Origin of the sequence: Flavobacterium sp. EDS, from assembly GCF_020991525.1 — a bacterium.
In the GTDB taxonomy this organism is placed as follows: Bacteria; Bacteroidota; Bacteroidia; order Flavobacteriales; family Flavobacteriaceae; genus Flavobacterium.
Genome location: NZ_JAJMOZ010000015.1, coordinates 36,219 through 49,481 on the forward strand (window position 1 = coordinate 36,219; position 13,263 = coordinate 49,481).

Sequence of the window (13,263 nt, forward strand, 5' to 3'; positions counted from 1 at the left end):
TATGAAAAAACAACCAATTTCAGGTGCGTGGCCGCGCATTTTTAATAATGCAAACTTAAAAATGAAATTTACAATCTTATTTTTATTTACCAGTCTTTTACAAGTTAGCGCTTCAAGTAGTTACGGACAAAATAAAAAAGTTACCATGGATGTAAACGGGGTAGCTTTAGTAAATGTTTTTAAAATTATTGAAGACCAAACCGACTTTCATTTTTTTTATAATAAGAATGAATTAAACGTGAATCAAAAAATTGATTTAAACGTAGAAAAAAAACAACTAGTAGAAGTCTTAGGTAAACTATTTAATAAAACCAATATTTCTTATCAGATTTTAGGAAATCAAATAATACTCAAAAAACAAGCAGGGTATAATAATAAGTTAGAGAAAGAAACTGTTTCGGTTATTGAGCAAAGACCAATCGAAGGATTTGTAGTTGATGTTCTGGGAATACCGATACCAGGAGTAACTGTCGTGGTAGAAGGTACAAAATTCGTCACCTCTACATCTTATGAAGGAAGATTCAAATTTAATGAGGATGCGAAAGGAAAATTCCTAATCCTATCTTTTATGGGTTTTAAAACGCAACGCATTCCTGTTAGTAATGAATTGATGAAAGTAGTTCTTGTAGAAGAAACTAATGAACTTGAAGAAGTAGTACTTGTAGGGTATGGAAAACAAAAACGTTCAGAGTTTTCGGGAGCAGTTTCTTCTATAGATTCAAAAGATATAGTACAAGCTGCAACTGGAAGTATTGGAATAGACAGAGCGCTAGGCGGATTAACAAAGGGAGTTCAGGTATCACAAAATTCAGGTCGTCCGGGGGCTCCAGTTCGAATTAATGTTAGAGGATTTACTTCACCACTTTCATCAGCAGGAGGATTAAATCAGCCTTTATTTGTAATCGATGGTATATCTTTTAACCTAGATAATATGAAAGGAGCAAATCCATTGTTAACATTAAACCCTAATGATATTGAAAGCCTAGATGTATTAAAAGATGCAGGGGCAACTTCTATTTATGGTTCACGTGGAGCAAATGGAGTAATTATAATTAAAACAAAAAGAGGTAAAAAAGACCAACCTTTAAAAGTTAATGCTTCTTTAACAACTACGTTAGCAACACCTATTAGCACAGTGCAAGTTTTAAATGCTGGTCAATACAAAAACTTCTATAACCAACTGATAAATAATAGTGTTACCGCTATGAATAATGGTCAATTAGACTCATTTTATGCTTTTGATTTGGCTAATATCGGAAAGACTGATTTAAATTTTGATACCGGTATGGTGGTTTATGACGGATTAAGAGATGATTATTTTGGTACTTCAGATACAAATTGGAATAAAGAAGTTTTTAGAAGTGTAGCAGTAACGAGACAAGCTAATTTTAGCTTTAACGGAGGTAGTAGCAATACAAATTATATGTTTAGCTCTTCTTTTATAGACCAAGAAGGATTGACAATTAATGATAAAATGAAACAATATAATGTGTCAATTTCATTAGATTCGGATATAAATAAATATGTAAAGATGGGTGGTTCGATTAATTTAGGACATACTCAAGCTAATTCAGGAGAAAACGATATAACAAACCAATATACAATTAATACTTCTATTGCAAGAGCACGTCCTGACTTGCCAGTGAGAGATGAAAATGGGAAGTTGTTAGGGCAACCAGATTATCAGTATGGGTTTATGACTTTAGAGCCTAATCCTTTGATGCGCTTAAAAAATAAAGCAGATAACAAAACGTATAATTTTATTGGAAGTAGCTATTTAGAAATACAGCCAGTAAAAGATTTGAAGATAAAAACAGAAGTTAATGCATCTGTATTTTATAATAAGAACAGTACTTTTATTCCAAAAATAACAGATACGGACTTTATTTTTTATCCTAATGATTCATTCTTAAGTGAAGCAGATGGAATGGTGTCTAATATCACAACAAACTTGACTGCAAATTATGATTTCAAATTAGCTAGCCATAAATTTGGATTGATGGCTGGAGCGGCTTGGGATGATACAAGTTTTTCTAATTCAAATCAATTTTATTCAGGTTTTCCAGATGATGAAGTATTGACTAATGCTTCTTCAGCTAGAGCCGTAATAGGGTATAGCAGTTTGCGCTATAAAACAGGTTTATATTCATTGTTTTCTCGTTTGAATTATGGATATAAAGATTTGTATAATGCCACTTTCAATTTCAGAACAGATACTTCTTCTAAATTCGGACCAGGTAATAAAAGGGCATATTTCCCTTCATTATCTGTAAGTTGGAATATTTCTAATGAAGAGTTTTTAGCAGACAACAATCATATTAATATTTTAAAACTTAGAGCAAGTGCAGGTAAGGTTGGGTCAACCAATGTGTCTGATTTTGCTTATCTACAATTTTTTCAAAATAATTCTTCTAGCGTTTATAATGGTAATTCGGGAATAATTGCAGATGATAATTTTCCAAATCCAAATGTTGGTTGGGAAACGACTAATGAGGTAAACTTAGGTTTAGATTTTGGATTTTTCAATAATCGTCTAAAAGGAGGAATAGATGTATACAATAGAAAAACAAACGGAGCTTTGGTTAGAACACCAATTCCTTTAGAGTTAGGTCCAGCTGTATATTTTTCAAACTTTATAGATGTAATAAACAGAGGAGTTGAGATTAACTTAGGTGGAGATATTATAAGGAATGATAATTTTACTTGGTCAACTAATATAAATTGGTCGTTTAATAGAAATAAACTAGCGAAGTTAAATGGTGCAAATATTAATGAATACCAAACGGATTATTTTATAGAAGGGCAACCAGTAGGGACTATCATAGGTTATAAAGTGGCCAAAATATTTCAAACTCAAGATGAGGTAGATGCTTTAAATGCAGCATCACCTACAGGTTATTACGACAAGGTATCAACAGGAATTGGAGATTATATGTACGAAGATATTAATGGAGATGGTGAAATATCAGAAGCAGATAAAACAATCATAGGTGATATTCAGCCTGATTTCTTTGGAGGGATTTCAAATACATTTGCTTATAAGAATTTAACGTTGAGTGCATTATTTCAATTTTCTGTAGGAGCAAAATCACTTTGGAATGCTATTCCAGCAGGAACATATAATCCTTTGGGAGAAAATAAATATAGTGAATATGCTTTAAATACTTGGACTCCAGAAAACACCAATGCTCGTTATGCAAGAGCGTTATATACAGATCCATCATCAAGCGGAAGAATATCAGATAGATATCTATATGATACATCATACTTACGTTTAAAAAGTATACAGCTAAGTTACAATTTTGATAAAAAGTTATTAAACAGAATAGGACTAGATGGAGCAACTCTTTCTTTGACTGGTACAAATTTATTGACATGGACAAAGTGGCCAGGAATTGATCCGGAAGTTTCTTCAGAAAGAGGTAATATAACTGATCAAATCAGTAATGATGATCCGTATCCATTAGCAAAATCATTCTCTTTAGGTGTCCAAGTTCAATTTTAATTTAAAACAGATGAAACTAATTATAAAAAATAGTATTAAGATTTTATTCTTTACGCTAGCAATTACGATCAGTAGTTGTGATATTGATGATATTAAACCAATTAATAAACTAACAATAGAAAATACAGTACGAGATGAAGCTTCGGCACAACTAGTTCTTAATGGTGTTTATAGTTTAGGAAAAACGTTTGATGTTAGTTTTTTTCCATTGCATTTAGCAGCTTATGGCAATGAAGGAATAATTAAAGGTGGTTTGAGTGGTGATAAGGGATTTAATATAAATGATGTCCCTGTCAATAACGGCTTTTTGTCTAAATTATATAATGGGCAATACAAGATTATCAATTTAGCCAATTTTTTAATTCAGGAATTAAATGCAGGAAAAGCTATTGGAATCTCGGAGACTAGAAAGGCCGAAATAATTTCGGAGGCTAAGTTTCAAAGAGCATTCGCGCATTTTAACTTACTGCGATATTTTGGAGAGTTTTATGATTTGAACTCTACTTATGGAGTGGTTTTAAGAGTTGAATTTTCAGATAAATTAGATGCAAATCCAAGAAACACAGTCTCAGAAGTGTACAATCAGATCGAAGAAGATTTATTATACGCATCAGTAAACGGGCCTGTTTATATTGATCATTTCTACTCAGGAAGTTTAGCTGCAAAGGCGTTACTTGCTAAGGTATATTTATATGAAAGAAAATTTTCTGAAGCTTCAGATTTAGCAGATGAAGTACTTAATAATGATGAAGGATACGTCTTAGAAACGCAATATGATGGTATTTTTAAGAAAAGTTTTAATTCTTCAGAAGTAATTTTTGCTCCACATACTGGACGTGATAATGAAGGTAAAACCAATATGGATTTAGTTTCAAGAACTACTTACAGTCAAATATTAGCAACTCTTGCAGATGAACAAGTTGGAACCCCAACTGATGGATCATTAACAGGAAACGGATCGGGTTACGATCCACGTTTTAAGTTTGCCTATGCTACCAATACAAAAGGAGCAAATAGCAATGGTAAATATCCATTTTTAAATATATTGACGTCACAAGGTAATACTTTGTATCACTTACGTTTAGCCGAAATATATCTAATAAAAGCAGAAGCAGAAGCTCGTAAACAAGGCGGAGATCTATCAATTGCACTACAAAACTTAAACGAGATCAGAAACCGTGCAGGTGTAACAGAAAAAGATCTTTCTGATAAAGCAACTTTGCTAAATGACATACGTCAAGAAAAATTATTAGAGTTGTTCTTTGAAAATGGAGAAAGTTGGTTTGATATCGTACGTTATCATACACAAGGAGATCTTGTTGCTTCATCAGTTAAGCCAAGCTTAATTTCAGTAAATCAGTTTGTATTGCCAATACCTCTTGATGCACTTATAGGAAACAAAACACTTATTCAGAATAAAGGCTATTAAGCCACAGTGACTTTAAAATGAGAAGTGTGTAAATAATTGGGATAAAATGATTCTGACAGATTGTACACACTTCTCTTTTAACCAATAATTTAAAATTGAAAAAATGAAAAAACTATCATTTATAGCAATACTAATTGTATTGTTTTCTTTTCAGAAAGCAGATCCACCAAAGGATTATGTGATATTACATGGAAAAATAACAAATCCAATAGAAGGATTAGGATTTAGACTTTTTGATCCAGTTAGTTCAAAATCGTTTACAATCAAAGTAGAAGCAGACGGAACTTATAGAGACACTATTAAATTAGAAAAGGCAACTTATTTTAATGGATTCTATGATAAATTCATTGCATTGTACCTTACTAAGGATATGGATTTAGAAATTAATTTTGATGCAAAAAATGTTTCTAAGAGTATCACAATTAAAGGAAAAGGAGAAGAAGAGAATTCTTTTCTAGGACTTAAAGCCAAGTTAGAAGGCGGTTTATTTGGAGCAGATTATCTAGAGTTTTTAAACGTTGAGAAAAAGATATTCGATGAGAAAATGAAGCAATTTTCAGATAATTTTAAAGTTGAATTAGATAAAAAGAAATCGGTTTTAGATCCAAATTTTACCACATCTCAACTAAAAAAACTAGAAGAGTTTAATACTAGTTTAGCATCAGAATACACAAAACAACAAATTAATAACAGTGAATTAGGAGTAGGAATGCCATCTCCAGTTTTTACAAATTATATTAATTATAAAGGAGGAAAATCTTCACTTTCAGATTTTAAAGGAAGCTATGTTTTTATAGATGTTTGGGCAACTTGGTGTGGACCATGCAAATATGAAATGCCTTATTTAGCAAAAGTAGAGAAAGAATTTCATGGCAAAAACATAAAATTTGTAAGTATTTCTGTTGACCGCTTAGCTGATGAAAAAAAGTGGAGAGACATGATAAAAGCCCAAGGATTAACTGGCATTCAGCTTTTGGCAGACAAAGAGATTAAATCTACATTTATAACTTCTTACTATATACAGGGAATACCACGCTTTATTGTATTAGACAGGGAAGGTAAAATAATTAGTTCAGATGCTCCTAGACCTTCAGAACCTGAACTTACTCAATTATTAAATACACTAGATATTTAATTTAATTAGAAGTTCATATTTTATTTTCTATTAATTAAACGATTGTAACTAAAATTACAGTCGTTTAATTTTCATTTACTCTTTTAAATTCATCTTTAAATAGGGTAGTGATTACTATTGACTCTTTTAAAAAATAAGTAATGCATAAAATCATTCCTTATAAAAATATAAAAGTTTCGATTATTATAAATTGTTAAAAGTGCAGAGACAATTTTTTTAATGGAAACAGATTTTAATACAGATAAGAATACACCAAAAATTACTATAAATAAAACATGAAAAAACTATTAACCGTATTTTCTCTTTTTTTGGCATTTCATAATGGCAACGCACAAGAGGTGAAATTAAATGACCCGCTCCCAGTAAATACTAAAATAAAAAAAGGAGTTCTTAAAAACGGAATGACTTATTACATATACAAAACAGATGTAATTAAAAATGTGGCGAGCTATTATATTATTCAAAATGTAGGTTCAATTTTAGAGAATGACGATCAACAAGGATTGGCTCACTTTTTAGAACATATGGCTTTTAATGGTACTAAAAACTTTCCAGGAAAAGGAGTTTTAAATACCCTTCAGAAACATGGTGCTGTTTTTGGAAAAGATATCAATGCATATACAGCATTTGATGAGACGGTTTATAACATGGATAATATTCCAACCAATGTAGATGGTTTAATAGATACTTCACTTTTAATCTTACATGATTGGGCTGATGGTTTATTGCTCACAGATGCAGAAATTGATGCGGAACGTGGCGTAATAAAAGAAGAGTGGAGAACCAGACAAAATGGTGATATGAGACTTTTTAAAAAATCATTACCATCTATGTTTAACAATACCAAATATGCAGATCGTATGCCTATTGGTCTAATGAGCGTTGTAGATAATTTTAAATACAAAGCATTAAGAGATTTTTATCACGATTGGTATCGAACAGACTTACAAGCAATAGCAATTGTAGGTGATATTGATGTTGCAGAAATAGAGCAAAAAATTCAAAAATTATTTTCAACTATTCCTGCAATCGCCAATCCGATTAAGAGAACGGTTATTGATATTCCTGACAATAAAGAAATGCTTTATAATTTAGGAATCGATAATGAAGTAACAACATCTAATATTTCTTTTAATATTAATCAGCCTAAATCATTAAAAGACGAAACTGTTGCTGATTATAAAGAGTTAGCTTTTAGTCGAATGGTATCAGGAATGTTAAGTTCAAGACTAAAAGAAATTGCACAAAAACCAGATGCACCTTTTTTTTCAGCTACATGTAGTTACCAGAGTTTAGCTCGTACAGAAAATACGTTCGCGTTAATGATTTCTCCTAAGCCAAACAAACAAGACGAGGCTTTTAAAACTGCTTTAACAGAGTTAAACAGAGCCGTAAAATTTGGTTTCACACAAGCAGAAATTGACAGAACTATTGCTGTTTATGACAATCATTATCAAACTAAAATTAGCAAAGTAGATCAGATTCCTCATTATGAAATTGTAAATACGATTGTCAAAAATTATTTAGAAAATCAAGCAATGACTGATGTTGCGAAGGAATATGAACTTTTTAAATCAATTTTTGAGAAAGCAAATACTACCGATTTTCACGAATTTATTAAAAAATTATACACAGACAACAATAGAGTTTTAGATGTAACGGGAGTTGAAGGAGATAATAACCTTACTAGAGAACATGCATTAAATATTATTAAGAGTGTAGAAAACGATGCGACTTTAACTGCTTACACTGATGAGTTTGTTGGAAAAACATTGATTTCAGATGTTGTTATAAAACCAGGCAAAATTGTTTCAGAAAAACATACTAAAGATATTGATGCAACAACTTTTGTTTTAAGCAATGGAGTTGTTGTTAACTATAAATTTACTGCAATCGAAAAAAACAATGTATTATTTGAAGCGGCAAGTTTTGGAGGAAATTCAATGTTGAAAGACGAAGATCTTCCATCAGCTGGTTTCGTAAGTAGCTTAGTACGAATGTCAGGTCTGGGAGATTATAACGCAACCGATTTGGCAAAAGTTTTAGCAGGTAAAAATGCAAATTCAATAGTTGGTATTACAGATTTAGAAGAAAACATATCAGGAACTTCTACAACAAAAGATATCGAAACGATGTTTCAAATCATGCATTTACAATTTGTAAAACCACGTTTTGATGAGAATAGTTTTCAGGTTCTAAAAAATAATTTACAGAATAGTTTAATGCAACGTAAAGGGGATGTTGCTTATAAAATGGAAGATAGTTTGACTACTACTTTGTACGGAACCAATAATCCTAAAAAACGTTTGTTTGATGAGAAATTTGTAAAAGAGGTTTCTCTAGAAAAAATAAAATCAATTTATTTAGATCGTTTTAGTAACCCAGCAGATTTTATATTTTTTATTACAGGAGATATTCCAAAAGAAACACTTAAGCCTTTATTAGAAAAATATATTGCTAGTTTACCAACAACTAAGAATAAAGAAAACTGGAAAAATAATTCCGTTGCATGGTTAAAGGACAACAACAAAAAAGAAGTGCTTTTGCCAATGGAAGATCCAAAAGCTACAGTACGTATCGCCTTTAAAAAGCCTGTAAAATATAGTTTAAAAAACACCTACTTAATAAAAGTTTTGCAAGATGTTTTAGAAATGAAATTATTAGAAACTTTAAGAGAGCAAGAAGGTGGAACTTATGGAGCTAGTGTTTACAGCTCATTAACTAAAAGACCGCAAGAGCAAGCTACTTTTTATGTTTATTTTGATTGTGATCCTGAAAAGGCAGAAAAATTAGTTTCGATTGTTTTTCAAGAAATCAATAAAATTAAAAATGGTGAAATTGATAAGGAGGATTTAGAAAAGGCATTAACTAGCAATTTGAAGGATGTAAAGGAAGAAAAAGAATATACTAGTTATGAACTGAATGTACTTTACGACTACTTTGTTGAAGGTTATAATAGAAATGATGCAAAAAATAATGTGGATATAATTACAGCAATTAAACCTATTGATGTTCAGAAATTCACAGCCTTACTGATGAAGGATGCCCAAAGTTATGAACTTGTATTTAAACCTAAAAAATAATAAAGTAAAGGTTTTCGTTGTGGCTTTTATATTGGAGCTTTTGAATTAGTAAACAATCAACGAAAGTTTATTTATGGGGTCATTATTAGAATGACCCTATTTATTTATAGTATAAAAATTATTCTAATGAAAAAAATAATACCACTGTTAGCACTTCTTTTAAGTGTTAATGCGATATCACAAATTTATAAACCAGTCAAATGGACTACAGAGGTAGTCTTTGTTTCTGATACTAAATATGACTTAGTAATGGAGGCAACCATTGCAGATGGATGGCATTTGTATTCTCAAAGTGTGCCAGAAAATGGACCTGTACCCACTGCATTTACCATTACCAAAAATGCCAACTTTGAATTGATTGGTAAACCAACAGAAGGGATTGGTCGTACTATTAATGACCCTGTATTTAATATGAAGATTAAGTTTTTTGAAAGTAAAGCTGTTTTTAAACAGCGAATCAATGTGCTTTCTAAAAATGCTTTTAAAATTACAGGTGAAGTAGAGTTTATGGTTTGTGATGATGCCAATTGCTTACCACCAACTTATGTAGATTTAAGTTTTTCTATTCCTAAAACTAAAATTCCTGAGGTAGTTGAACTAAAAGAGGATAAAAAAGAACTTGCTATAGTTACAACAATAGAATCGAATGCAACTTTAACTGATTCAATAGTAAAAGAAGAAATCTTGGTTGATGCAGTTTCTAAGGGAGACAATAAAGTAGCTTTGGATGAAAAAGGAATTGCTAAGAAGGAAGACAAATCTTCAGACAGAAGTTTATTAGCCATATTTATTATCGCTTTCTTTTCAGGATTTGCAGCTTTGTTAACGCCTTGTGTTTTTCCAATGATTCCAATGACAGTAAGTTTCTTTACAAAGCAAAGTAAAAATAGAGCTAAAGGGATTAAAAATGCAATTATTTATGGATTTTCGATTGTTATCATCTATGTTCTTTTAGGTTCTTTAGTTAGTGCTATTTTTGGATCAGATGCTTTAAATGCACTTTCTACAAACGTATGGTTCAATGTTATTTTCTTTGTGTTATTACTGGTTTTTGCAGTTTCATTTTTGGGAGCTTTTGAAATTATGCTTCCTAATTCGTGGGCAAATAAAGTAGATACTAAAGCAGATAAAGGAGGGCTTGTCGGGATTTTCTTCATGGCATTAGCACTAGCTATTGTATCTTTTTCATGTACAGGTCCTATTGTTGGAACGTTACTAGTTCAAGCAGCGGCAGGAGGAAATCAAGTTGGTCCAATAATCGGTATGTTAGGATTTTCACTGGCTTTGGCCATACCTTTTGCTTTATTTGCAGCATTTCCGGGATGGCTAAATTCATTGCCAAAATCGGGAGGATGGTTAAACACCGTTAAAGTTGTATTGGGCTTTTTAGAATTAGCATTAGCATTTAAATTTTTATCAAATGCTGATTTAGTATTGCAATTGCATTTCCTGGAACGTGAAGTGTTTTTAGCAATATGGATTGCAATTTTTGGTGTGCTTGCTTTTTATCTTTTTGGAAAAATACAATTGCCACACGATTCACCTGTAACGCATATTTCTGTAGGAAGATTGAGTTTAGGTTTAGTTTCATTAATGTTTACCATTTATATGATTCCAGGTTTATGGGGAGCTCCTTTAAACATTATTAGTGCTTTTCCTCCACCACAAAATTATAGCGAATCACCTTATGGAGTAGGAGGTTCGAGTAAAGTTAGCGAGGCAAGTGCAGCTAGAGAAATTCCAGAAGGAGCACATTTAATGGCACCACATAATATTTTAGCTTTTAATGATTACGATTTGGGAATGGCTTATGCTAAAAAAGTAAACAAACCAGTCCTACTTGACTTTACAGGATATGCTTGTGTAAACTGCCGAAAAATGGAACAACAAGTTTGGACAAAAGAGCAAATTTTATCCATACTGAATAATGAGGTTGTCCTTATATCTTTGTTTGTAGATGATAAGAGGCCATTGGCGCCAGGTGATGAAATTGATTCTAAACTAAGACCAGGTAAGAAAATAAAATATGTTGGACAAAAATGGAGCGAGTTTCAAACTATAAAATATAAAACAAACGCACAGCCTTTTTATGTGTTAGTAAATCATAACGGAGATAATTTATTAGATCCGATTGCATACACTCCCGATGCAGAAGAATACCAAAATTGGTTAAAAACTGGAGTAGCTGCTTTTAAAAAGTAGTAAAATAAAAAATGGCCATCTTAAGTAAGATGGCCATTTTTTTTATTTAGAAACTAATACATTTGAAGTCAAGTTATGAAAAGCAAATTCATAATCCTTTCCTGGGCGTTCGTCTTTAATCTGAAGCTCGATTTGGTAGATTCCTTTTTCTGTAAAATCAAAATCTAAAACTCCATTTTGTAAATTCTTAAAAGTCTTTAATTCACCAGAAGGAGTAAATAATTTTACTTCAGCTTTCCCTATAGCATATTCAGGTAATGAAAGATTGATTTTCTTCTGGGTTAAATTAAAATTAAGAGGTAATTCATAATTTGTTTCCGTTGATTTAGTATTGCCAACCTGAACAGTTGACTTTGCATAGAAATATGGAATAAAAGGTGGCGTATTTGGAAAGTTTAACGCACCAATAGAAGTGTTTTTTACAATAACCTGATAGATTCCGTCTTCCTTAGGAGTGAAAGTTGCTTGATAATAATCTTGTTGCGAATTCACTTCCAAACGACTTAGTTCCCCTTTAGGACTTTGTAACCACAGTTCAAAGTTTTTCACCATAGCCCATTCCTGGCCATTAACAGGTTCCCATTTTTCACCAACTTCAGCAAAATAGACTTTAACTAATTGTGAAACTCCTTTTTTTCCTTGAGCATTAGTTTCAACCCAAAGTGCGTGAGCCATGCAATTTTGTAGGCCGAAAACGACCATAATAAATAATAAGATTTGTGATAATTTCATAAATTTTAAATGTTATGTATTAATAATTTTTGGGGTTCTTTTTTTCTTAAACTTTCGATTATACCATATTATAAAACCTGTTATAGGAAGACTGGTACAGATTAAACAAACTATAAAAGTTAAAATTTTGGCAGGTAAGCCATACCAAGTCCCTAGATGCAGTGACAAATTCATATTCTCCATCTTTAACTCGGTTAATAACTGAGGATTCAAATCTAATTTTTCACCCGAATAGATATTCACATAAGTAATATCTCCTCTATAAGTTACCATGCTAGTTTCATTCTCGGTTCGAATCATTAGAGCCCCTGATTTTGGACTCGGAATACCAATAGTAATTTGCGGAACAGCTGCTTTTTCATAAGGAGCCAAAAGATCTGCTAGAGGCATGGCTACTTTTGTGCTATCAGCCTTCGGTAATGTTTTCTGTAAATTGGCTCTCTCAGTAGTACCGCTAAAAGCCGTAAAAAAAACATTTTTCACAGGTTCATAGGTTAAAATCAATCCAGTTATCGTTAGGATAATCCCTAATGGTAAAGCATAAAATCCTAATACATTATGCAGATCAATATTTAACCTTTTCCAGGTAGCATTCCATTTTACCTTAAAACTCTTATTAATATTCGTTTTATTCCATTTCTTTGGCCACCACCATATTAATCCTGATATCAACTCAATCAAAAATATAATGGTAGAGATACGGACAATCTGTGCGCCTACTTTACCTAATAATAGATTTGCATGTATCTCAGCAATAAAGCGGAAGATGCCATATGTAAAATCCATTTTTAATACCTCAGCTGTATAAGGATTCACATAAATATTTCCTAAACCCAGCAACGGTGGTGTTGCTGAGCGATCAAAACACATGATCTTTATAGATTTAGTGGAGTCTTTATAGCTCGTATATTGCATCAGCATTATTTTCGGATATTGCTGTTTTACACTCTCCAAAATAGAATCTACAGGAAGCTTTTCTAGACCATCTTCAACTTTAACAAAGCGTGCTTCTCTATTGACAAAATTGTTTATTTCATCGTGAAAAACAAAGGCTACGCCAGTCAAGCAGATGACAAAAACAATAATTCCAGAGGTTAAGCCCAGCCAAAGATGGAGCCAGTTATTAATTTTACGCCAAGTACTTTTTTGTTTTTTATCTTGTATTGCCATTTATCAA

General features: G+C 31.8%; 7 protein-coding genes. 5 read left to right on the top strand and 2 right to left on the bottom strand.

Features of this window, described 5'->3' with window-relative positions; translation table 11 throughout:
- Window position 1: 1 nt before the first annotated feature.
- From LPB87_RS17570 to LPB87_RS17590, 5 genes are all read left to right on the top strand, one after another.
- The gene (locus LPB87_RS17570) at window positions 2-3,505 is read left to right on the top strand and encodes a TonB-dependent receptor (protein ID WP_230728718.1); all 3,504 of its coding nucleotides are present in this window, start codon (window positions 2-4) and stop codon (window positions 3,503-3,505) included.
- A gap of 10 nt (window positions 3,506-3,515) precedes the next feature.
- Window positions 3,516-4,934: a RagB/SusD family nutrient uptake outer membrane protein gene (locus tag LPB87_RS17575; RefSeq protein WP_230728719.1), complete on the top strand. Its 1,419-nt coding sequence runs from the start codon at window positions 3,516-3,518 to the stop codon at window positions 4,932-4,934.
- 103 nt (window positions 4,935-5,037) lie between these two features.
- Window positions 5,038-6,069: a TlpA disulfide reductase family protein gene (locus LPB87_RS17580; protein ID WP_230728720.1), complete on the top strand. Its 1,032-nt coding sequence runs from the start codon at window positions 5,038-5,040 to the stop codon at window positions 6,067-6,069.
- 275 nt (window positions 6,070-6,344) lie between these two features.
- A complete protein-coding gene (locus LPB87_RS17585) occupies window positions 6,345-9,152 on the top strand; it encodes a M16 family metallopeptidase (protein ID WP_230728721.1) in 2,808 nt (935 codons plus the stop codon).
- Window positions 9,153-9,278: 126 nt separating this feature from the next.
- Complete coding sequence (locus LPB87_RS17590) at window positions 9,279-11,354, top strand: cytochrome c biogenesis protein CcdA (protein WP_230728722.1); 2,076 nt, start codon at window positions 9,279-9,281, stop codon at window positions 11,352-11,354.
- 42 nt (window positions 11,355-11,396) lie between these two features.
- On the opposite strand, the gene LPB87_RS17595 is transcribed toward LPB87_RS17590, so the two are convergent.
- Window positions 11,397-12,086, bottom strand: coding sequence for a hypothetical protein (locus LPB87_RS17595; RefSeq protein WP_129538832.1), 690 nt, complete (start codon window positions 12,084-12,086; stop codon window positions 11,397-11,399).
- A gap of 12 nt (window positions 12,087-12,098) precedes the next feature.
- Window positions 12,099-13,256, bottom strand: a complete 1,158-nt coding sequence (locus LPB87_RS17600) for a PepSY-associated TM helix domain-containing protein (protein WP_230728723.1) — start codon at window positions 13,254-13,256, stop codon at window positions 12,099-12,101.
- Window positions 13,257-13,263: the final 7 nt, after the last annotated feature.